The organism is Moritella sp. 28 (genome assembly GCF_018219435.1).
GTDB lineage: Bacteria > Pseudomonadota > Gammaproteobacteria > Enterobacterales > Moritellaceae > Moritella.
Genome location: NZ_CP056121.1, coordinates 4,219,643 through 4,240,423, shown reverse-complemented (window position 1 = coordinate 4,240,423; position 20,781 = coordinate 4,219,643). Strand labels below are relative to the sequence as shown.

Here is a 20,781-nt window from a genome sequence, read left to right as displayed (position 1 = left end):
AAGACATTTGGGCCCCATTCGTTATGGGCCTAAAATTATCTGCAGAATTGTTTCTCTCTCCATTGGCCTATTTTTTCTATCCACACATGAAGGCCAATTACTGTTATCTCCTTACTGTTATCCCTTTACTATTATACATCTGTTTAATCTAGTTGGTTCCACGTTTTATACGATTTACGACCTGTCGGATGGACCACAAGGTTGTACTTTCTTTGGAACATTTGGATTCATTAATATCATGAATAATATTAACCATTTTGGCAGTAATTAAAAATATCAATATCTTACATTCACTTAAACACGCTTATGTAAGCTTAATTGTACGGCGTAAATTAGGTTGATAATATGCGCGAATAATTATCCATAACTAGGTATCTATAATTGGGTGTCTATATATGGGTGGATATATCTATTTATCCTATGGATTTTAATTGACCTAAACGATTAATGGTATTTAACCACTCTTCAGGCCACGTGCTTGCAGTCACTCAGCAGGACGGCAGTAATATAGCGAAATATGAATATAATCCATACGGTGAAGTATTTGGCAGTAACTTTAGTCTGCAACCGTTTGGATACTCAACCAAGTGCAGCGACTTTACCAGTGGTTTAGTTTATTTTGGTTACCGCTTTATATGCCGAATATGGGACGCTGGCTAAACCGCGATCCGTTGCAGGAGCAAGGCGGAATAAACCTTTACGCGTATGTAAATGGCGACCCGATGGGTTATGTGGATCCGGATGGACGGAATCCATTAGTTATTTTGATTGTAATAAACACTGGTATTGGGGCTGTTAATGGGGGGATTGGTGCCGGGGTTCAGGGAGGGAACTTTGACGATATAGTTGATGGGGCAGTTTGGGGTGGATTTGGAGGTCTAGCCAGTTTTCCATTAGGCCCAGCTTTAGGTGCAATGCTTGGTAATGCCATGGGACAAATGGCAACGATGAGTGGAAAGAACAAGGATTATTCATGTTTTAATTATGGATCCATGTTTGGTGCAGGGTTAGGGTCCGGAATCGCCGGCAAATTGACTGGATATTCAGGTGGGGTATTTTTAGGTGCTCAATTAGATTTTGGCCTAGCAACAACAATGAGTATATTAGGTGGGGAGCTTAATAAATGAGAGCTATATATGTATCTAAAGTCAAAAAAAATGAGATTTTCACTGTGATTTCGATTCATTTTTTTGCAATGTTGGGTTATGTTTTTTTTATTATACACACAGGTGGTCTTTTTTTATTTCAATTGTTACCAATTATTATTGCTCTTCCTTTTTTTGTATCATTTTTGATGACGGCATTAAAAATAGTATCAAAAATTTACCTATGTGATGGAAAAATAAAAGTTGAATTCTATTTTAATGAGTCAATTATGGTAGATATTGTTAATTTAGACTTTCGGTTTAAGAAAGTGAATATTATTGAAAGCAGAATTAGTGATCCTTGGCGTATATTTTTCAATATGAACCGACACATTATTATAATTAAATTGAAATCTAAAAAGTATATTGTATCAAATCGAGACGGATGTGCAGATAATTTAATAAATTATCTGCAAGAACAAAAATTAATTTAGACGTAATAGGGTAGTACGTCGGGTTGAACGATGCTCGGCGATATACCGTTTACGGCTGAATATGATGCAGAAAACCGTCTGACTAACATCAGCTTCAGTAATCAAGGCAGGCTTGAAGAGCGTTTCAGCGATGGCTTCGACCATTTTTTAAGGCGCTACGAGCGTTATGTTGACGATGAACAATCGGTTAGCAAACTCTTTGTAAGGCCGGGTCTTTTAGAACGGCAAGAGCGAAATGGACAAGGTGAAGTCACCGCACAAAACGTCTGGCGACCGGATTTAGTCGGCTCGACCCTGCGTTCGCCAAATGGTATCAGCCAAGAATGGCAATTTGATAGTAAAGGTGACATCGCCAGACTTATCATCAAGCAATCGTGTTGCTATTTAATAAACCATTATCTTCCTGCTGGGGGAAGTAACCCACCATGCTAAATAAGGTGGGTATAAATGTGTGTTTTTGAGGTTTTACTTATGTCAATTGATCTTGTTATTGGGGTTGTACTTTTTATTCTCTTTGGTTTGTTTGGTTTATCAATGGTTTTAGGGCCAATTTTAATTAATTTTTATAAAGAAAAAGGAGAGCTCTTTGACGTTAATTTTCTTGTTATTTTTGACGGGAAAATTAAATTAACGGAAAGGGGAAAAAAAATACAAAGGGTAGTTAGATATGTTAGTTTATTTTCATTTTTTTGGTTTGTTGTTATTTTTAGTTATGGATATAACTTTCGCAACTAGGCCGGTTTGTCTTCAATTTTATTCTTGATGTATTTACATGGAAACATGAAATTATGGCAGATCTAATTCAGAAACTATTGAAAATTAGAGAGCACTGTAATCATTTTATTGTTGTGATTGAAAGTATACCTTGGGTACTGCGAATTCTATGTATGGCCTCATTTATTTTGGGGAGTATTGAATTGTTAGCGTTATTTATCCCTTCATTTTCGTCTTATGTTGGAGAGGTGAAAGTTACTTCTTCGATTTCAATGATGGTATTAGGAGTAGTACATGTGTTTATTGCATGGGGCATTTTAAATCGGTGGAAGTTGGCAGGGATAGCTGTACCACTAATACCGCTTTTCCATTATGGAATATTTTATTTTGAATTGAGTTCATCACATGCAATGGAATTGTCTGAAGTGTTAACCAGCTGCTTGATATGGAGGGGGGGATTTCTTGTGTACTACTTTGTTTTTGGTGCGTGGAAATACTTTAGTAATGTTGCCAGTACTTGAATTGGGAAATGGGAGGGGAGATATATGACGTGTACGGTATGTTATGCATTTTATCGACGTAATTAAAATAATGTATGGCATTCATTGGCTAATAACTTTGAGTTAAGCCCTTATTATTTTGATGAGACCGACAATGAATCATACTTTTTGAAGCCTGTTTTATCCCTTGGGATAGATTACAAAAATCGGTTAGCAAACTGTTTGTAAGGCTGGGTCTTTTAGAACTACAAGAGCGAAATGGACAAGGTGAAGTCACCGCACAAAACGTCTGGCGACCGGATTTAGTCGGCTCGACCCTGCGGGTTACTTAACTTCACTGCAAAGTTCAAAAGCTGAAAACTATCAAATAACACCAATGCAAGCCAGCTATAATGCCCTCAACCAAATCGTGAGTTATAACGGTGCGACAGATGCATTTAGGTACGATGCTGACGGTAACCTGATTAAAGGTTTACTGGCTGGTAATATTTCATTTACCGCAATGTATGATGCAGAAAATCGCTTAATACAGTTAGATTTCAGCAAGAATGGTAAAGTGATCCGTGAAGCCTTTGCTTATACCTATGACAGCACGTTGGCGCGTTATCAACGCTATCTTGCTGCAACGAAAGCTTTTGTACGCTTTGGTCTAGTCGAGCTAGAGCAGCGCGATGCTGATAATAGTACCATCGCTGAGTTTGCTTGGAACCTATATCAACCTGGTGGTGTTGGCGGTTTACTTAGCATGAAAACCGCTAATAAGCGTTATTATTATCAAACCAATCATTTAGGTCATGTGCTTGCCGTCACGAAGCAAGATGGCAGTCAAATTGCAGAATATGAATACAACCCTTATGGTGAAGTGTTCGGTAGCGACTTTAGTCAGCAACCGTTTGGATACTCAACCAAGCGCAGCGACTTTACCAGTGGTTTAGTTTATTTTGGTTACCGCTTTTATATGCCGAATATGGGACGCTGGCTAAACCGCGATCCGTTGCAGGAGCAAGGCGGTATAAACCTTTACGCGTATGTAAATGGCGACCCGATGGGGTATGTGGATCCGGATGGACGGAATCCATTAGTATTAGGGGCATTAGTAAATATGGCATATGAAGGTTACAAGCAATATCAATCAGGAAACCTAGACATGAGGCGCCTTGGGGTCGCAGGAGTAACAGGTGCTTTAGGGGGCCTTGGTTCAACTGCTTTTAAAGCTGCAGCTTTCGGAGCGTTAGCTGGAGTTACTAACGCCGGTTATCAAGAGTTTACTGGTAATAGTGGAGGGCATTGTGACGGTTCCAATGAGGTGGAAAGGATGTTTAGAGCTGCTGTATACGGTGCAGGAGGAGCTATCATAGGGGCCGGAATGGGAGCTTTTGGTAAAAACTTTTATAAAGCACCAAACACAAAAGTTTTTAATCCAGCTATCAAAGAGACTGTGAATTATGGTTCACATGGAAGTGCGATAGGTGCTGTTGCTGGAGGTATATATGGAAATCAATGATCCCCTTGACTTAATTATTTATTTATTTTTCACGTTACTAATGTTATTTGCCGGACTACCTATCGGTGTAATCTGGACCATAGGTGGATTTAGATTATTTAGGATGTATGGCTTTAAAGATATACCTGAAAATATTTTTGGGAGAACGATTTCTAAGAAGCCTTTAGGGGTTTTAGTTTTGGGAATTTTCATGCTAATTTCTTCACTTTGGTGCTTGTTCTTCGATAGAGGTGGTAGTCTTTTTAACTTGTGGAACATGTTAACAAAGTTAGTCGGTAGTCATTTCTGACTTGTTGAAGATCATTAAATAGAGCCATTATGGCCTAAATGAACTTAACTTTATGAAGGCATATTTTCCTGCGTAATGGTTTTACGTTCGTTATTATGCAACCACTGCTGGTTGAGCGATGGCGGTGACATTCCGTTTACGGCTGAATATGATGGAAAAATCAATCTGTTTCAGCGATGGTTTCGACCATTTTTTAAGGCGCTACGAGCATTATGTTGACGATGAACAATCGGTTAGCAAACTGTTTGTAAGGCTGGGTCTTTTAGAACTGCAAGAGCGAAATGGACAAGGTGAAGTCACCGCACAAAACGTCTGGCGACCGGATTTAGTCGGCTCGACCCTGCGTTCGCCAAATGGTATCAGCCAAGAATAGCAATTTGATAGTAAAGGTGATATCGCCAGACTTATCTTCAAGCAATCAGAAAAGTTGTTATCCAGTTATGATTATGGTTTTGACATTGCGGGTAACTTAACTTCACTGCAAAGTTCAAAAGCTGAAAACTATCAAATAACACCAATGCAAGCCAGCTATAATGCCCTCAACCAAATCGTGAGTTATAACGGTGCGACAGATGCATTTAGGTACGATGCCTTAGGGGAAACCTAGTTAACGTATTGGTCTTTGGACTGTCATAAAACCCGCCTCGTGCGGGTTTTTGTTTTTTATATTTTAGTTATTGAAATATAGAATACAAAATGAAATAGTAGTTTACTAAACACTTGGTATTTAACTGAAAGGATAACAACATGGCTCATAGTCAACGATTTTTAGATTTATGTAATGAAGCACGTAAAGTAGTCAAAGAATGTAGCTGTGATGACGTGAAGCAGTGGCAAGACGAAGGTAAGCAATTTGTACTCGTTGATGTGCGCGAAGAAAGCGAATGGGCTGCAAGTCGTATTAGCGGCGCTGAATACATGGGGCGTGGCATCATCGAACGTGATTTAGAAGCTAAATATCCAGCACTTGATACCTGTATCGTACTGTACTGCGGTGGCGGTTATCGCTCTGCATTATCAGCTGAGTTCATCCAACGCATGGGTTATACAGACGTAATCTCAATGGATGGCGGCATCCGTGAGTGGAAAATGAAAAACTACCCAATCAGTAAATAGATTATTTTTATTATCGAATGAATGTTGTAATGTGATGTGCAACATTCATTATTGAAGTGAATCCTGTATTTAATTTTAGTCATTCAATTTAAACCAGAGCCTGAACTTGGCATTCCTATTGCGTCAGCCCTTTTTTAGCCACTTTAACCCCGCAGTTTACATCATATTTGTTATTGGTTATCATTCGCATTAACATCATCTCGTTGATATACTATGACTCTTAAAATCGATAACGTTAGCTTTGCTTATCAAGCTGATCGTAAAATATTAGATGCTATTTCTCTGACTTTTGAACCTGGAAACTTTTATGTGATCATCGGTCAAAATGGCTGCGGTAAAAGTACCCTGTTCAATTTGATCATGCGTCATTTACCCTTGTCATCAGGGCAGATCAGCATCAATGGGAAAGACCTGCAGCAGCATTCCTTTAAAGAGCAAGCACAGAGCGTTTCAGTATTATCGCAGTCCATGCCGCTGCCTGAATTTATGACGGTTGCGGATATGGTGATGCAAGGGCGGTTTTGTTATCAAGGTTTCTTTTCTCGGTTTAGTGTCGAAGACCGAGCGATAGCTGATCAAGCGATGCAGAAAATGCAGATCACTGAATTGGCAAGTAAACGTCTATCTGCACTTTCTGGTGGTCAGCAACAACGCGCTAGAATGGCGATGTTACTCACCCAGCAAACGGACATCGTATTGCTGGATGAACCGACTACCCACTTAGATTTAAAACATCAATATATGTTGTTAGACCTAGGCAAAGAGTTGGCTGAGCAAGGTAAAACGGTAGTGGCAATCTTGCATGATATGACCCAAGCGGCGTTATATGCGGATCATGTGATCGTACTTGCCGAGCAAAAAGTATATGCACAAGGTGCGGCACAGCTTGTGATAACAGATACTATGATGCAGCATGTTTTTCATGTAAACACGTCACGTGTTGGTAACGAAAAGGTCGGCATTCATGTTCCAACACATCTCATTGCCTAGTACTTTATCTCGTTCTTTATTGAGAATATTACCTAGTTATCGTTTCCTTGGCGCGATATTATTATTAACGCTGATGCTGTTACTGGTGGCATTAACCCACATAAGTATTGGTGCACGCTCGATAGCTTGGGCAGATATTTTTCAGGCCATTTTCGCTTTTGACAGCCAGCAGTTTGTTCACCACATCGTGATCAAACAAAGACTACCGCGTTTGGTTGTTGCCATGGCCTGTGGCGCAATGCTAGGTCTGGCCGGTTTTAGTGCCCAGAAAATGTTTCAGAATCCGCTGGTATCGTCTTCCACACTCGGGGTCAGTAGTGGCGCGGTGTTCTTTAGTTTGTGTGCCATCTATTTCTTTAATGTATCTGAGAATGATATTTTTATCCCAGCGTTTATCGGTGCCGCGGTTGCTGGGCTATTTACGCTGTCGATGACGGAAATGATGAACCGCTCGAGTATTTCCAAGAACTTACATATTGTGCTGGCGGGCAGTCTGGTTTCTATGTTGTTTTCTTCGCTGAGCAGCTTTTTGATGCAACTCGATCCACTGCGCTTTGCCAATGTCCAAGACTGGTTATTGGGTGATATTAGTCCCGCTGACTTCACCGATTTAAGTCGAATGTATCCTTTGGCATTACTGGCGATTGGGATACTGTTAACCCAAGGACGCTCGTTGGACGTGATGATCATGGGGGAAAAGCAGGCGCGCAGTGCCGGGGTGAATGTCACCCGAACGCGTCACATCACCTTGCTGTGTATTTTTTTACTGGCCTCGTTAGTTGTCTCGATTGTTGGCCCTATCGGTTTTATTGGCTTAGTCGTACCGCATATCAGTAAGCTCTTTGTCAGCGAGGTCGGTAATAAAGGTGCTTGGTTATCTATGCTCATCGGTGGTTTATTATTAAGTCTGTCGGACTTACTCGCCCGTATCGTTATTGCGCCTAAAGTTCTGATTGTCGGAGGTGTTAGTGCATCTATCGGCAGCATCTTTTTTTTATGTCTACTGTATTTTATGGTTCGGGATAAACGCGTAGTATGAATATATTTGACAATCAAAATATGATCATTAGCCCCTCGAAAGGGATCAGCTTACCGCTTTATAAACGCACTTTTTTGGTGCTCTGTGCATTAGTGGTAGTGTTGAGCGTGAGTTTTATCTGCAGTCTTAAATTAGGCTCTGTCAGTGTTTCATGGGCTGATGTGTATGCAGTTATTGGTTTTGATATGGCACTTAATGACGCTACATCAACTATCTATGAACTGCGATTACCGCGTATCATGGGGGCAATTTCTGCGGGCGCACTGATGGCGTTATCGGGTTATTTATTACAAACGGCTGCGCGTAATGCCTTGGCTGATCCGGGCGTATTAGGGCTCTCTGACGGCGCTGCGCTGTCAGTCATTGTGCTGTATGTAGTGTCCTTACAGGTTTCCTTAACGACGAGTATTATCGCCAGTTTCTTTGGGGTGTTCGTTACCGCATTAGTGGTGCTCTGGTTTGTCCATAAAAACCTTAACGGTACATTTATCGTATTAGTCGGTATTGCTGTAGGTGCGGTTTTGTCTGCGTTCAGCGATATGCTCTTGTCGTCGGTAACTATCGAAGATATGGCTTTCCTCATGGCTTTTTTATCCGGCAGTTTTTTATCTCTGGATCTGGCTAGTGCCAGCTTTTTAAGTATCTGGATGGCGTTGATTATATCTGTGTTTTTGTTATTAAGCCGGTACATTAATCCACTTAATTTCGGTTATCAACACGCTATGTCATTAGGTGTTGATGCCAAAAAATATTACATATTTATTATTATATTAGCTGTATTTGCTATGGCACCTGTGATTGCCCTCGTTGGCTCTATCGGTTTTATTGGACTGATCGCTACGTTTTTAGCAAAAAATATTATTGGTTATCGCGGTACTGAATTAGGGATTGTCAGCATGTTATTAGGGGCAATTATGACGCTCTGGGCTGACACTCTTGGACGGACACTCTTTGCACCGATCATGATTAATGCCGGTGTATTTATCGCGTTAATCGGTGCGTTATTTTTTATTATAATGACGCGTTACATTGTTAGGCAGTAGCCTGAACACTATTTAGGATAATGATGAAATTAATAACATTTGTACAGGGCGCGTTGTTGCTGAGCTTATCGCTGCAATCGGTTGCTAGCGAAACCATGATGATTACCGATCATGCGGGTAACAAGGTCGAGATATTAAAACACCCTAAACGCATCGCATCCCTGCATGTGATGTCGGCAACCTCTATTTTGTTAGATGTTGATGCCCCGATAGTCGGAACCTCAACCTATATTAAATTGCCTGAAAATAAGCCTTATATTCGCGGCGGAGAAGAAGTCTTTGGTATCAAATTTGCCGATACGGGTTACTTCAACTACGGTAATAAAGGTAGTGATATTGAACAGATCAAAGCATCGAAGCCGGACCTGATTATCGGTACGGTAAAATATCAGAAAAAAATATTTGATAAACTCTCTAAAATTGCCCCGACGGTATTGATCCAACGTTATACGCCGAACATTTTTGATGCTTACCGCGATGTGGCTACCTGGGTGGGTAAAAAAGATATTTTCGAGCATAATTATGGGCTGTACCAACAAAAAATTGCCCGTTTTAAAGATAAATATGCCGATGAATTACTGGGTAAAACATTTATTTATGCGGTCCCTAGAAAAGGTCAGGCGGAAATTAAAATCCGCCAAAACTCAGGGGTCATTACCCAGGTATTATTTGATTTAGGCTTAACTCGGCCACAATTTTTAAAGGATACTTTTGCACCTGACGATGCGGGTGGTGAAATAAGCTCGGAACTGATTGAATCATTAGATGCAGACTGGTTTTTTAGTACCTACACATCGCAGTTAGGCTTAGGTCCCAAGTCAATCGACGTGGGTTTTGATGATGTTGCACCGGGTTGGCAGTTTGCCTTAACTGCTTATCAACACAATCAGTTTATTCGTTTAAACCGTGAACAAGCGTATTCGCCGACTTTTGTGTCTGCAGATTATGTATTAAATGCATTAGAACAACAGATTTTGAAAAATAGAAAATAGAAAATATAGGGTCGAGATGGCCCTTTATTTTAATGATCGGATTAATTTTATTCACTGCCTTTCCAGTTCCTTCTCTCTCAAAAAGTTCCCCATTAATGGATATTTTACATATTAATTCTATAAACGCTTAAAAAACAAGCGTTTCAAACTTGACACCAGTAAGCCAATCAATAAAATAAAGGCAAATGAGAACGATTCCCATTTCAGTTTGTATTTGAGTAGTTGTACTCCGATACAAAATATTTTAGCGATTAAATATATCCAACGGATTTATTAAGCTACAAAGGTTTTACTTACATGAACACTCAAGTTAAATTTATATCCGCCGTTATTTCGACAATCCTTTATTCACAAGCGAGCCTAGCACAGGCTGTTCCAGCAGACAGTACAGAAACGATGACTGTGGTAGGCTATCAGCAGCACTATAAAATCGACCAGGCACATGCCGCAATGCGTTCGGATGTCTCCTTGTTAGAAACACCACAAATGGTCACTGTGATCCCGAGTGAGGTGCTGGAAGATCAGCTAGCTGTCACTTTGGGCGATGCATTAAGAAATGACGCGAGTGTTTCATTAGGTCGTGTCACATCGGATCGAGAGCGCTTTAGCTTGCGTGGTTTTAGCTTGGAAGAAAATACCAATATTCTGAAAGACGGTCATCAGCATTTTGCTAAATACCGGATGCCGATGGCATTAATCGATAATGTTGAAGTATTAAAAGGGCCATCAAGTTTATTATACGGTCAATCAACCCCTGGTGGTATCGTTAACTTAGTGACTAAGAAACCATCGACTGAAAGTTCGGTTAAGTTTGCAGTGAAAGGGGATGATCATGGTTCATTCCGTAACTCGATGGATGCGACTGGCAGCTTGAATGACAATAAAACCGTTCGTTACCGCGCTATTGTCGAACAGCAGAATAATAACAGCTGGCGTGAATATCAAGACGGTAACAACCTCGAAACTGAGTCTGTGGTTGGCAGCTTAGTGACTGAGTTTGATGTGACTGATGCGCTGACTATTGCCCTGCATTACGATAAATTAGATGATGTTTCTGGTCAGGACAGTGGCGCATTGGTTGATGATAATGGCAATGTGATCGGTGGTGATAACACCATTTGGGATATGCCTTGGACTAAGATCGATGCCCAAAGTGAAAACTATGGTATTGATGTCACTTATCAAGTTAACTCATATTGGCAAGCCGCGACGGGTTATAATAATCAGCATAACGAACGTGAGCGCTGGGAAAGTAAACCGCAAACCAGTGATTATGATACTTCTGGCGATGGCCGTTATAAAAACAAACCTTATAACAAGTTAGAAGACTGGCAACAGCAATCATTCTACTTTGATTTGATGGGGTCAGTGACCACTGGCAGTATTGGTCATGAGCTATTAGTGGGTGGTAACTACCTTGCGCATGAATATACGTCACTAAAAGTGAAAGGTGATAAATTTAAAGGCAATATTAACGATGGCAGCATTATTGAGCAGCCAGTATTAGATTATGCCGATGGTAAATCTGAAAGTGAAGATTATAAGTACTATGGTATTTATGTTCAGGATCTAGTTACTCTAAATGATCAATGGCAGCTACTCGCGGGCGTTCGTTATGATCGTCAGGACAAAACCGATGCGAATAATAATGCGGTCTTACCGAAATTTGGTGTTATTTATCACCCACAAGATAATGCATCTATTTATGCTAACTACAGTGAAAGTTTTGAGCCGCAAGGTCGTGTACTTGATGATGACGATGCAAATAATCATATGGAGTTAGATCCGATCAAGGGTAAAATGTATGAGATGGGCACAAAATGGGAAATATTAGATAAGAAATTAGGTATTAACGCGGCTATCTTTGATATTACTCGCAGTAATATTTTACTTAATGAAGGGTCGAAAGATAATCCAATTACGACTCAGGGTGGTGAACAGCATCATCAGGGTGCAGAGCTGAGTGCAATTGGTAAGGTTAATTCTAATTTGTCTTTGATCACCTCAGTGATGTACCTCGATGCTAAATATGCAGAACATAATGAGTTTGCGGGCAATCGTCCGGAAGATGTACCGGAGTGGACAGCATCAATCTGGAGTAAATATGCATTTACTGAGCAGTTATCTGTTAATTTAGGTGCTTATTATGAAGGTGAACGTTATGGCGATGCTAAGAACGAATTCTTAAAAGACAGTTATGTTCGCATTGATTCAGGGATTAATTACCAGACTTCAGTTGGCGGTAACGAGCTGCAACTTCGTCTTAATATCGATAACCTCTTTGATACCGACTATCTTGCAGGTGGTGAAAATGGTGAGGTGAATGTGGGCGAACCAAGAACCTTTAAATTTGGTGTTAGCTATACACTATAAATATTAATTTGAAGTGGCCAAGTTAAATTGGCCACTATCTTATTCCTTCATTTCGAATTTTACGAACCGCATAATCTTCAGTGGTTAATTTACCTGCAATGCTAGCGTCGTGTTTTCTGCTTAAGTTAGCAAAGTTCCATTTCCCGATATTTAAACGTTTACTACAGTGTTAAGCCGAGCATTTATATTGATTCATGGTTCAGTCAAATTATGGGCTTGTTCTATATTAAGGTAGCTGTCATGATTAAGGTTCATTTCAAACATAAGTAAGGGTTATATTGATGGCAACTTATTCTCGCACTTACTTTGTTGTTCGTTTATGGCTGCTCTGGAAATCAGAGTAGCCGCTAACTAATTTTTGGCGAGGCTACGGAATATGTAGCCTGCTATCTGTTTTACTCTACTTATTCCTAGCCTTCATTTTTTTCTTGGAGGGGTCATGGAACAGACTACTATCAGCAGTAATACCACCAGTACTACCAGCACAAAGCAACGTAATATTCGTTCAGCTTTACGTCATAAGCTATCAGCACATAAAATGGGTTTATTGTGCGCATTTCTTGCTACCTGTTTGTTTTCGACCAAAGGCATTTTCATTAAACTCGCTTATCAATATGGGGTTGATAGCATTACGTTAATGACGTATCGCATGCTATTGTCGCTGCCTTTTTATATCGCCGTATTTGTGTGGATGTTAAGGAAGACGCCTGCGTTATCATTACCGATAAAAGCACAGTTTATGCCAGTGATGGGTATTGGTCTTTTGGGTTATTACTTGTCGAGTTATTTTGATCTTCAAGGGCTTCACTATATTAGCTCACAGCTAGAGCGATTAGTGTTATTTACCTATCCTACGGTTGTCGTTATCCTCAGTTGGTTGGTGTTGGGTAATCGGATTAATCGACAAGTGATAGGTGCGCTTATCTTGGCCTATGCGGGGGTTTTTGTACTGTTTTATCATGACTTGGGTAAGCAGGGTGAGGGAGTGATCATTGGTTCGTTATTGGTGTTAACAGCATGCTTTACGTTTGCTTGTTATTTGCTACTGAGTAAAACCAAAATTCAGCAATTAGGCAGTTTAGTCTTTACGTGTATCGCGATGTTTGGCGCGAGTTTTATGATATTTGTCCATTTTTCGGTTGCGCATGATATTAAAGATCTTAGTATCCCTATGCCGGTATTTTGGATCTCACTGTGGTTAGCGATTGGCTGTACTGTGATCCCTTCGTTTTTGATGAGTGAGGGTATTGCGAGAGTTGGACCTGAACAAGCATCGATTGTTGGTGGCAGTGGCCCCGTGCTAACGGCATTAATGGCAGTGTTTTTGTTAGGGGAAAACTTCACCATTTACCATTTTGTAGGTATGTTAATGGTAATTGTTGCTATTGTCTGGTTAAGTGTTAGAAAATAGCCTCTATCCCAATGTTAGTTGGGTATTTATGTCGTCGTTATCTGCAGAGGGTTGTATGGTTAAGGTTAAAGTTTGGGACGGATTTATTCGTGGCTATCACTGGTTACAAGTGAGTTTGCTATTTGCATTGTGGTACTGTGCTGATAATGGCGAAATGGAATGGCACTTTTTGTTTGGTTATGCACTATTGGGGCTTTGGATAACACGTTTTATTTGGGGTTTTATTGGAAGTGATACTGCCAAGTTTAGTTACTTTATAAAAAGTCCAAAAGCGTTAATCGATTACCTTAGTGATAAAAATAAGTTTGATCGAGTCAAATTTGGTCATAACCCTGCTGGCGCATGTATGGTTATATTGTTTTTAGGTTTAATAATAATCCAGCTATTTACTGGACTTAGTGCCAGCGATGATATTTTGTCAGAAGGCCCATTATCGCAATATTTTACAGCGGATACTGTTAGCTTTATGACATGGCTACACAGCGTGAATTTTGATGTATTACTTTGGGCAATAGGCTTACATGTCGTTGCTATCGTCGCTTATAAACTTAAAAAACAGGCATTAGTGAAAGCGATGATAACAGGCGTAGCAGAGTATAAATTAGTTAACTCGATTGGCCAGCCCAAAATGATGAATGGTCTATTGGCTTGGGTAATCTACGCATGTATTGCTGGTGTCATTTGGTGGCAATGGGGACATGAAAATTTAGGCTATTTACTTTATTGATTGAAAGAAAGAGCGGTTAGGACGCTAATGTGGGTCGTTATATTTGCTAATAAATATAGCAATATTTTAAAAATAAATCATAAAGTGTATTTTTGTAGACATTAAGGCTAAGTTTTTGGTTTTAATGTCTTAATTTTTAAGGTTATAACAGTATTATCCCCTCTCTGCTATGAGTATCCTCTTAATTCTTTATATACATATTTTATGTCTATCATTTGCGAATTTTCACATTTTTTCATCCGTGTTTGTGGTATGTTCATGTTAAATCAGCTTTATTTTCATGGAATAGAAATAAATGATAGATGAAATACAATTTTACGAACCGAATGATGATTTTGGTTTTTTGTCAAATTTTGCGTTAGCCACTATCAAGGTTGATGGGGTTAAATGGCCGAGTAGCGAACATTATTATCAAGCGCAAAAATTCAATGATCTTCAATTACAAGATTTAATTCGTCAAGCACAGACACCTGATGACGCTTTTAGCTTAAGCCGAGAGTATGCGCAATTTGTGAAATCAGATTGGATGGAAGTACGTGACAGTGTCATGCGTGATGTCGTGATGAAAAAATTTAGTCAGAATCCATTTTATGCCTATCAACTTGTGGCAACGGGTGAGCAAGTATTAACAGAGCATTCGCATAAAGACACTTATTGGGGGGACGGTGGAGATGGCAGCGGACGCAATGAACTTGGTCGAATATTAATGGATGTACGTTGTGAGTTAGCTCAGCAAGCACCTTATAATTTGATCACTTATGTTGATAGTGCAAAGTTACCGACTAAATTCGGTACATTTCAAATGAATGGCTTTATTGAAAACGCGACAGGTAAAGAGCACTTAGCTTTAGTTTATGGTGAGCTTGATCCAAGTGAGCCTGTATTAATTCGTTTACATTCGGAATGTTTGACTGGTGATGCCTTATTCAGTGAACGTTGTGATTGTGGCTTTCAGTTAGCAAAAGCCATGCAAAAAATTGTAGCTGAAGGGAGTGGTGTGATCTTGTATTTACGCCAAGAAGGGCGCGGCATCGGTTTGTTAAATAAAATTAGAGCTTATCATCTACAAGATGATGGCGCGGATACAGTTGAAGCAAATGAACGTCTAGGGTTTGCGGCTGATATGCGAGATTATACCTTTTGTCAAGGAATGTTAGGTCACTTGAATATAAATGCAGTTAATTTAATGACCAATAATCCACGTAAGGTAAATGCGTTAATGAAAGCGGGTATCAATATTGCGGAACGCGTGCCGTTACAAGAAGGTCATAATCCACATAATGCTGGTTACCTTAAAACTAAATCTGACAAGCTAGGGCACATGTTTGAGTCTAGTTTTATTGACTAAGTTTGATGCACCTGAATAGACTTCCAAGGGCGTAATATATACACCGATAATAAGTTAGCGACTTATTATCGGTGTAATAATGTTAGATATAGCGATGAATAATTTCTGTTAGTGAACCTGAATCAGACATGTCGGATAATTTCTGGTTAATAAATTTTTGAATGTCTTTATCCATCTTTGGATCGAGCGCCAAGTAAATCGGGTAGCTTGGAATTAATGCTGAAAAGTCTTGTAACCTATATTGTTTTAGATCTCTAGACTGTATTTTTAAGTTGTATTTAATTCGGGAGGTCATTTCAACAAAGGCAGAATCTTGTGGCATTTTGTCTAAAATACGAAAGGCTGCAGCATAATCTTTCACCCTTAGCTCTTTAATTTGGCCACGATCAATTAAAGGTTGTAAGTTTGGGTAATCAAAACCATAGAGTAATACAAGAATTTTGTCGTTTATGTCTTTTAGATCTCGGTAAATAAAGTCAGATTTAGCGCTGGTTAATATACTATGACTAACAGTGTAAATTGGCATATCGGATAAATTTTCTGCTTGTACGCCGCCCCAACCTGGGCTGCCATAAGTTACCCAGTTTTTCTCTCTCCCGGCTTCCAACTCTGAAATCATACGGTTGAATGGATAGGTATGGTAACGAACAGTGTAATTATCCATAAATATACAAGATATGATGTCTGAAACTATGCCTGAATGCTTTTCACTATCCGTTGTTATTTGAAAAGGCATTGCTTGTTTGTCAATGACATAATAATTGATAGATTCTGCATTAGCAGTAAAGCTAGCAATGCAAAGCTGTAGAGTTAACATTATTGAAATAAACAGTTTCATTTTTACTTCCTTATAGTAGTAATTCCATAGTAATGTCTATTATTAGATTAGTCGATTAGTAATTAGGTGTGAGCTTAGGAATGAAGAAAGCGAAGTTGCAAAATAAAAAAGTAGGTATAGCGAGGCAATTACTTGTATCCATAATACTTATTAGTTCTTTTTTTACATTACTGATTACCGGTCTGAATGTCTATCTTGATTATAAAGAAGATATATCAGGTATAGAAACTCAGCTTTATCAAATCAAGCAAAGCAATTTGTCCAGCTTAACAGCTAGTTTATGGGTTGAAGATCGTGACCAATTAACGCTGCAGGCAGAAGGGATAATGAAACTGCCTGGCGTTCATTACCTCGAAATTAAAGATGATAGCGGTACAATCCTTAAACTAGGAAAACCATTATCGGAATATCAATATCAAGTGTCTTGGCCAATGCAGCAAGATTTTGGCAGTAAGACGTTTAATCTCGCCACACTTAAGATTCAGGCCGATCTCTATCCTATCTATAAGGGATTATGGGATAAGTTTATTTTCTTGTTATTGTCTCAGGCGGTAAAAATCTTCATTGTTGCATTATTTATTCTTTTTGTTGTGTATAAAATAGTGGTAAGACCGTTAACTGAAATATCGGACGCCGTGAGTAAGTTTGATAATGATAAGCTGCCACAATCACTTGAATTAATGCCTCGTCCATTTGATGATGAGATCACTAGTTTAACGGCAAGTTATAATGCTTCCATTATACGCATTCGTCATAACTATCGTGAGCTAGAAGTTGCTAAGCTTCAAGCTGAAGATGCTAATTTAAAGAAAAGTGAATTTTTAGCAAATATGAGCCATGAGATCCGTACACCAATGAACGGTGTGATTGGTACAGCATCCTTATTACAAGACATGCCAATGGATAGTGACCAGAAAGAGTTTGTTGATATGCTTTACTCTTCTTCGATTACGCTGCTGGATTTAATTAACGATATTCTTGATTTCTCTAAAATTGAATCTGGGCAACTTGTGTTGGCAAAAAACCCGCTGAATTTATTTGAATTATGTAAGGAAATCGAAGCTAATTTTTCAATTGTAGCGGGACAGAAGCACATTGCTTTAGTGTGTCATATTGATGAACAAGTACCAGATATGGTACTCGGTGATATCACCCAATTACGCCAAGTATTAAATAACCTTTTATCTAATGCGATCAAATTTACCTCTGAAGGCTATGTGCATCTTAATATCAAGCTAATGCGACGTGAAGATAATAGTGCAGGGGTCATGTTCCAAATTATTGATACTGGTATCGGTATTGCCGCTGAAAACCAGCAAAAAATATTTGATAAATTTCAACAAGCTGATGGCAGCACAACACGTAATTATGGTGGTACGGGATTAGGTTTAGCGATCTGCCGTAGTATTGTCCAATTAATGGACAGTGACATTATGGTTTACAGTAAGCCGGGTAAAGGTAGTCGATTTGAATTTACCGCTGAATTTGAATGTATTGATGAGCTTTTACACGGGAAGGATATAGAACAAAGCCTTGCTGGACTGTCAATATTACTTGTCGATGACAGTATGCTAAATATGCGTATTACCTCTGCGCAATTGAAAAATTTTGGCGCGACATCTGTATCTTGCGATGACCCGTGTTTAACCAAACAAATTGTGCTTGATGCCTTAGATAAAGGGAAGCCATTTGATTTGGTTATTATTGATAAAATCATGCCCAATTTGGATGGTTTTACGGTGGCAAAACAATTACAAGATGAATTTGCTGAACTCACACCTCGCTTAATGATGATGTCTGCAGAAGCGCAAATCGGTGATGATGTATTAGCCAAAAAACTTGGTATAAAAGCTTTTTTAAGTCGTCCTTATAAAGCTGACACATTAAAAAATGTGGTCCTTAAAACCATGCTGAATGAGGACGCAGAGCAAACAGAAAAAGTTGTAGATCACAGGGCCGCCAGCGATGTAATGAAAGTGCTCTTGGTTGAAGATACATTTATCAACCAGAAAGTGACTCAGATGATGTTACAAAAGCTCGGTATTGAGGTAACGATTGCCGATAACGGCCAAATTGCGGTAGATTTATGTAAAGAGCAAACATTCAATTTAATATTGATGGATTGCCAGATGCCAGTGCTTGATGGTTTTGAAGCAACAAAGATTATTCGAGAAAGTGAACCTGTTGATCAGCATATTCCGATCGTGGCATTAACCGCCAATGTATTACAAACAGAAAAAGATAAATGTTTTATCGCTGGGATGGATGATTTCATGGCGAAGCCAGTGAGTAAACAAGTATTAACGTTAATGCTACAAAAACATTTGTCGCCTTGGTTAGCTAATGCACCGCAGAGACAAACTGGCACCATCATAGATAGCGTGTAATCATTAATTTTTTGGTGTGAATTAATGCGCTAAAACAAAGAAAGGCGAACAAATACATTTGTTCGCCTTTCTTTATTATATTCGTTATTACTTCAGTTTATAATCGCTATGACAAGACTTACAGTTTTTCGCTGTTTGACCAAATGCCTTTTTGATTTGACCTCGATTACCTTCTTTTGCAACTGTCGCTAAGTGCAGAGCGTCTTTATTAAACTGACTAAATTTAGTGGCAAAACCATCGGCATCTGTCCAGATTGCTGCTTTCGCTTTAGTGTCACCAGTTTGGCTATCGCTTGCACTAAAACCGTGCTGAGCCATCGGAATCAGTTGTGCCAATTGCTCAGAACGAAGCTGGAATGTTTCATCATTCCATTCCTTCTTCCCTTTAACCATATCAGCCATGTCAGAAAAGTTAATTGCGATCATGGTTAATGCGGATTGACGATATTTAATATCTGTTTCAGGTTTATCAAACGTTGCCGCTTGTGCCGTCGTGAACATCATTAGCGATGTAAGTCCGGCTAACTTTAGTGTTTTGCTCCAGAACATATTGCTTCCTTATTTATATTGTTAAGATCATTGCTCAATAATCTATTATTATGTGCTTGATGGTAACTCATTTTTAGGCATGGGAAAATGTGATGCATTACATTATTTATCAAAAGATTATGTGTTAAATTAACTACCTTACCTCGACAGTATTAAATAGCTAAGGAAAGCGTAATGCGAGAAGGTCATATTATGGAACGATCACACCTATCACACCTATCACATCACCATACTGGCATACCATCAGCCGTATTTTTAATGCTTTTACTTTCTTTACTCGCCCTTGAAAGCCAAGCTAGTCAGCTTCGAGTCAGCCTTTCGGCTTTAGATTCTGGCATGGTGGTCGAACACGTTCAATCAGGGTTACAATCGGAGTTAACTCGGCAAGGTTATGTCGTTGGTACGAATCTGACGTGGATGGATGAAAGTCAGGCGCAGCTATCAGATGTTAATATGACTATTTCGATGTCACAACAGAGGCCTTTTATTACCTTGGTTAGCCAGCAAGGTGTATCCACCGATATTTACCTTGATAAGAGCAGTATGGATGAGAATCATCATCACGATGAATTAATAGATCATTATGATGTTAACTTTATTAAAAAATTATTGCCCGGTATTAATACCTTAGGTGTCATTATTGATAATAACTCGACTGATACCTTTAACGTGGAACAAATTTTAGCGCAGCAAAAGCAAAATGGTGTACAGGTTATTTATTATTATATTGATGGTAGTGCCGAACTTAGAGCTTCAGCTCGAGTACTCGCACCACAAGTCGATGCGATATATTTACCCCATCATATTACTGACATGCCTGACCTAAACTACGTTGTAACAGTAGCTGAACGGAATAGCGTTGCATTGATAGGTGAGGACCATAGTAGTATCAACAAAGGTATTTTTGCTGTCTATAACATCGATTATGTGCAAATAGGCAAGGATACCGCTGATTTATTAGTTCGCTTAGCTGAAGGTAAGAAAGACTTACACACCGATAATTATCTTGTTCACCCCGTACTTTCCATTAATTTGGATGCAGCTACCAGAATGGGCATTGAGTTATCAGGTGAAGTCATTGATAAGGCTAAGTATATTATCGAGTAATTGAGGTGTTGGTTGACTTAAATAGCGGTGTTATTAACTTTTTCAAACTATATTTAAGTCTATTTTCGTAATTATATTCATTTTTTTTTTAATTAATTCACGTTTCTGCTTGAAGCCTCTCATTTTGTCCCCATATTTATTTTCAATCGCAGAGATAACCTTGCAAGCCGCGGGTTGTCAGAGATGGAAAAAGTATTTTAATAGACTTGAAATAGCTTTTAACTGTCACCATCTATTCTGTATCAAATTTGTAAATGAAAGTATTTATTGGAGAA

22 protein-coding genes and 1 pseudogene are annotated in these 20,781 nt (G+C 39.1%); 21 read left to right on the top strand and 2 right to left on the bottom strand.

The window, feature by feature from the left end; translation table 11 throughout:
- The first annotated feature begins 635 nt into the window (after positions 1-635).
- From HWV02_RS18740 to ribA, 19 genes and pseudogenes are all read left to right on the top strand, one after another.
- The gene (locus tag HWV02_RS18740) at positions 636-1,127 is read left to right on the top strand and encodes an RHS repeat-associated core domain-containing protein (protein ID WP_211689154.1); all 492 of its coding nucleotides are present in this window, start codon (positions 636-638) and stop codon (positions 1,125-1,127) included.
- Complete coding sequence (locus HWV02_RS18735; protein WP_211689153.1) at positions 1,124-1,579, top strand: hypothetical protein; 456 nt, start codon at positions 1,124-1,126, stop codon at positions 1,577-1,579. Before HWV02_RS18740 ends, HWV02_RS18735 begins: the two co-directional genes overlap by 4 nt.
- Positions 1,580-1,609: 30 nt before the next feature.
- Positions 1,610-2,011 carry a hypothetical protein gene (locus HWV02_RS18730; protein WP_211689152.1) on the top strand — a complete coding sequence of 134 codons (402 nt, stop codon included), beginning with the start codon at positions 1,610-1,612 and terminating at the stop codon, positions 2,009-2,011.
- Positions 2,012-2,050: 39 nt separating this feature from the next.
- Positions 2,051-2,314, top strand: a complete 264-nt coding sequence (locus HWV02_RS18725) for a hypothetical protein (RefSeq protein WP_211689151.1) — start codon at positions 2,051-2,053, stop codon at positions 2,312-2,314.
- 53 nt (positions 2,315-2,367) lie between these two features.
- On the top strand, positions 2,368-2,814 hold the full coding sequence (locus HWV02_RS18720) for a hypothetical protein (RefSeq protein ID WP_211689150.1): 447 nt from the start codon (positions 2,368-2,370) through the stop codon (positions 2,812-2,814).
- Between the two features lie 355 nt (positions 2,815-3,169).
- Positions 3,170-4,297, top strand: a complete 1,128-nt coding sequence (locus tag HWV02_RS18715; protein WP_211689149.1) for an RHS repeat-associated core domain-containing protein — start codon at positions 3,170-3,172, stop codon at positions 4,295-4,297.
- A complete protein-coding gene (locus HWV02_RS18710) occupies positions 4,284-4,586 on the top strand; it encodes a hypothetical protein (RefSeq protein WP_211689148.1) in 303 nt (100 codons plus the stop codon). Before HWV02_RS18715 ends, HWV02_RS18710 begins: the two co-directional genes overlap by 14 nt.
- A 148-nt stretch (positions 4,587-4,734) precedes the next feature.
- Positions 4,735-4,959, top strand: a complete 225-nt coding sequence (locus HWV02_RS18705) for a hypothetical protein (RefSeq protein WP_211689147.1) — start codon at positions 4,735-4,737, stop codon at positions 4,957-4,959.
- 54 nt (positions 4,960-5,013) lie between these two features.
- Complete coding sequence (locus tag HWV02_RS18700) at positions 5,014-5,193, top strand: hypothetical protein (protein WP_211689146.1); 180 nt, start codon at positions 5,014-5,016, stop codon at positions 5,191-5,193.
- Positions 5,194-5,333: 140 nt separating this feature from the next.
- On the top strand, positions 5,334-5,702 hold the full coding sequence (locus HWV02_RS18695) for a rhodanese-like domain-containing protein (RefSeq protein ID WP_067046471.1): 369 nt from the start codon (positions 5,334-5,336) through the stop codon (positions 5,700-5,702).
- Between the two features lie 213 nt (positions 5,703-5,915).
- The gene (locus HWV02_RS18690; RefSeq protein ID WP_211677227.1) at positions 5,916-6,692 is read left to right on the top strand and encodes an ABC transporter ATP-binding protein; all 777 of its coding nucleotides are present in this window, start codon (positions 5,916-5,918) and stop codon (positions 6,690-6,692) included.
- Positions 6,667-7,731: an iron ABC transporter permease gene (locus tag HWV02_RS18685; RefSeq protein ID WP_211689145.1), complete on the top strand. Its 1,065-nt coding sequence runs from the start codon at positions 6,667-6,669 to the stop codon at positions 7,729-7,731. Before HWV02_RS18690 ends, HWV02_RS18685 begins: the two co-directional genes overlap by 26 nt.
- Positions 7,728-8,774: an iron ABC transporter permease gene (locus HWV02_RS18680; protein ID WP_211689144.1), complete on the top strand. Its 1,047-nt coding sequence runs from the start codon at positions 7,728-7,730 to the stop codon at positions 8,772-8,774. Before HWV02_RS18685 ends, HWV02_RS18680 begins: the two co-directional genes overlap by 4 nt.
- A gap of 20 nt (positions 8,775-8,794) precedes the next feature.
- Positions 8,795-9,766, top strand: a complete 972-nt coding sequence (locus HWV02_RS18675; protein WP_211689143.1) for an ABC transporter substrate-binding protein — start codon at positions 8,795-8,797, stop codon at positions 9,764-9,766.
- A 297-nt stretch (positions 9,767-10,063) separates the two neighbouring features.
- Positions 10,064-12,139, top strand: coding sequence for a TonB-dependent siderophore receptor (locus HWV02_RS18670; RefSeq protein WP_211677221.1), 2,076 nt, complete (start codon positions 10,064-10,066; stop codon positions 12,137-12,139).
- A 439-nt stretch (positions 12,140-12,578) separates the two neighbouring features.
- Positions 12,579-13,550, top strand: coding sequence for a DMT family transporter (locus HWV02_RS18665; protein ID WP_211689142.1), 972 nt, complete (start codon positions 12,579-12,581; stop codon positions 13,548-13,550).
- 28 nt (positions 13,551-13,578) lie between these two features.
- Positions 13,579-14,277: a cytochrome b/b6 domain-containing protein gene (locus tag HWV02_RS18660; protein WP_255550543.1), complete on the top strand. Its 699-nt coding sequence runs from the start codon at positions 13,579-13,581 to the stop codon at positions 14,275-14,277.
- 295 nt (positions 14,278-14,572) lie between these two features.
- Positions 14,573-14,944, top strand: a pseudogene (locus HWV02_RS22935) (NADAR family protein); the annotation flags it as partial.
- Between the two features lie 39 nt (positions 14,945-14,983).
- Positions 14,984-15,625 carry a GTP cyclohydrolase II gene (gene ribA / locus HWV02_RS22930; RefSeq protein WP_255550684.1) on the top strand — a complete coding sequence of 214 codons (642 nt, stop codon included), beginning with the start codon at positions 14,984-14,986 and terminating at the stop codon, positions 15,623-15,625.
- Between the two features lie 82 nt (positions 15,626-15,707).
- On the opposite strand, the gene HWV02_RS18650 is transcribed toward ribA, so the two are convergent.
- Complete coding sequence (locus tag HWV02_RS18650) at positions 15,708-16,463, bottom strand: amino acid ABC transporter (protein ID WP_211677216.1); 756 nt, start codon at positions 16,461-16,463, stop codon at positions 15,708-15,710.
- Positions 16,464-16,543: 80 nt separating this feature from the next.
- Between HWV02_RS18650 and HWV02_RS18645 the strand changes: the two genes are divergently transcribed.
- Entirely contained in the window at positions 16,544-18,850 is a 2,307-nt protein-coding gene (locus HWV02_RS18645) for a response regulator (protein ID WP_211677215.1), read from the top strand.
- A gap of 87 nt (positions 18,851-18,937) precedes the next feature.
- On the opposite strand, the gene HWV02_RS18640 is transcribed toward HWV02_RS18645, so the two are convergent.
- On the bottom strand, positions 18,938-19,399 hold the full coding sequence (locus HWV02_RS18640; protein ID WP_211677214.1) for a cytochrome c: 462 nt from the start codon (positions 19,397-19,399) through the stop codon (positions 18,938-18,940).
- Positions 19,400-19,591: 192 nt separating this feature from the next.
- On the opposite strand from HWV02_RS18640, the gene HWV02_RS18635 reads away from it, so the two are divergent.
- Complete coding sequence (locus HWV02_RS18635; RefSeq protein ID WP_255550542.1) at positions 19,592-20,506, top strand: ABC transporter substrate-binding protein; 915 nt, start codon at positions 19,592-19,594, stop codon at positions 20,504-20,506.
- Positions 20,507-20,781: the final 275 nt, after the last annotated feature.

Excerpts from the sequence above, each read along its gene's own strand:
- HWV02_RS18705 (WP_211689147.1), top strand. The coding sequence starts at position 4,735 with ATGATGGAAAAATCAATCTGTTTCAGCGATGGTTTCGACCATTTTTTA.
- HWV02_RS18690 (WP_211677227.1), top strand. The coding sequence starts at position 5,916 with ATGACTCTTAAAATCGATAACGTTAGCTTTGCTTATCAAGCTGATCGT.
- HWV02_RS18725 (WP_211689151.1), top strand. The coding sequence starts at position 2,051 with ATGTCAATTGATCTTGTTATTGGGGTTGTACTTTTTATTCTCTTTGGT.
- HWV02_RS18640 (WP_211677214.1), bottom strand. The coding sequence starts at position 19,399 with ATGTTCTGGAGCAAAACACTAAAGTTAGCCGGACTTACATCGCTAATG.
- HWV02_RS18650 (WP_211677216.1), bottom strand. The coding sequence starts at position 16,463 with ATGAAACTGTTTATTTCAATAATGTTAACTCTACAGCTTTGCATTGCT.
- HWV02_RS18730 (WP_211689152.1), top strand. The coding sequence starts at position 1,610 with ATGCTCGGCGATATACCGTTTACGGCTGAATATGATGCAGAAAACCGT.
- HWV02_RS18710 (WP_211689148.1), top strand. The coding sequence starts at position 4,284 with ATGGAAATCAATGATCCCCTTGACTTAATTATTTATTTATTTTTCACG.
- HWV02_RS18720 (WP_211689150.1), top strand. The coding sequence starts at position 2,368 with ATGGCAGATCTAATTCAGAAACTATTGAAAATTAGAGAGCACTGTAAT.
- HWV02_RS18715 (WP_211689149.1), top strand. The coding sequence starts at position 3,170 with ATGCAAGCCAGCTATAATGCCCTCAACCAAATCGTGAGTTATAACGGT.
- HWV02_RS18695 (WP_067046471.1), top strand. The coding sequence starts at position 5,334 with ATGGCTCATAGTCAACGATTTTTAGATTTATGTAATGAAGCACGTAAA.
- HWV02_RS18660 (WP_255550543.1), top strand. The coding sequence starts at position 13,579 with ATGTCGTCGTTATCTGCAGAGGGTTGTATGGTTAAGGTTAAAGTTTGG.
- HWV02_RS18675 (WP_211689143.1), top strand. The coding sequence starts at position 8,795 with ATGATGAAATTAATAACATTTGTACAGGGCGCGTTGTTGCTGAGCTTA.
- HWV02_RS18680 (WP_211689144.1), top strand. The coding sequence starts at position 7,728 with ATGAATATATTTGACAATCAAAATATGATCATTAGCCCCTCGAAAGGG.
- HWV02_RS18665 (WP_211689142.1), top strand. The coding sequence starts at position 12,579 with ATGGAACAGACTACTATCAGCAGTAATACCACCAGTACTACCAGCACA.
- HWV02_RS18645 (WP_211677215.1), top strand. The coding sequence starts at position 16,544 with ATGAAGAAAGCGAAGTTGCAAAATAAAAAAGTAGGTATAGCGAGGCAA.
- HWV02_RS18670 (WP_211677221.1), top strand. The coding sequence starts at position 10,064 with ATGAACACTCAAGTTAAATTTATATCCGCCGTTATTTCGACAATCCTT.
- HWV02_RS18635 (WP_255550542.1), top strand. The coding sequence starts at position 19,592 with ATGGAACGATCACACCTATCACACCTATCACATCACCATACTGGCATA.
- HWV02_RS18735 (WP_211689153.1), top strand. The coding sequence starts at position 1,124 with ATGAGAGCTATATATGTATCTAAAGTCAAAAAAAATGAGATTTTCACT.
- HWV02_RS18685 (WP_211689145.1), top strand. The coding sequence starts at position 6,667 with ATGTTCCAACACATCTCATTGCCTAGTACTTTATCTCGTTCTTTATTG.
- ribA (WP_255550684.1), top strand. The coding sequence starts at position 14,984 with ATGGATGTACGTTGTGAGTTAGCTCAGCAAGCACCTTATAATTTGATC.
- HWV02_RS18740 (WP_211689154.1), top strand. The coding sequence starts at position 636 with ATGCCGAATATGGGACGCTGGCTAAACCGCGATCCGTTGCAGGAGCAA.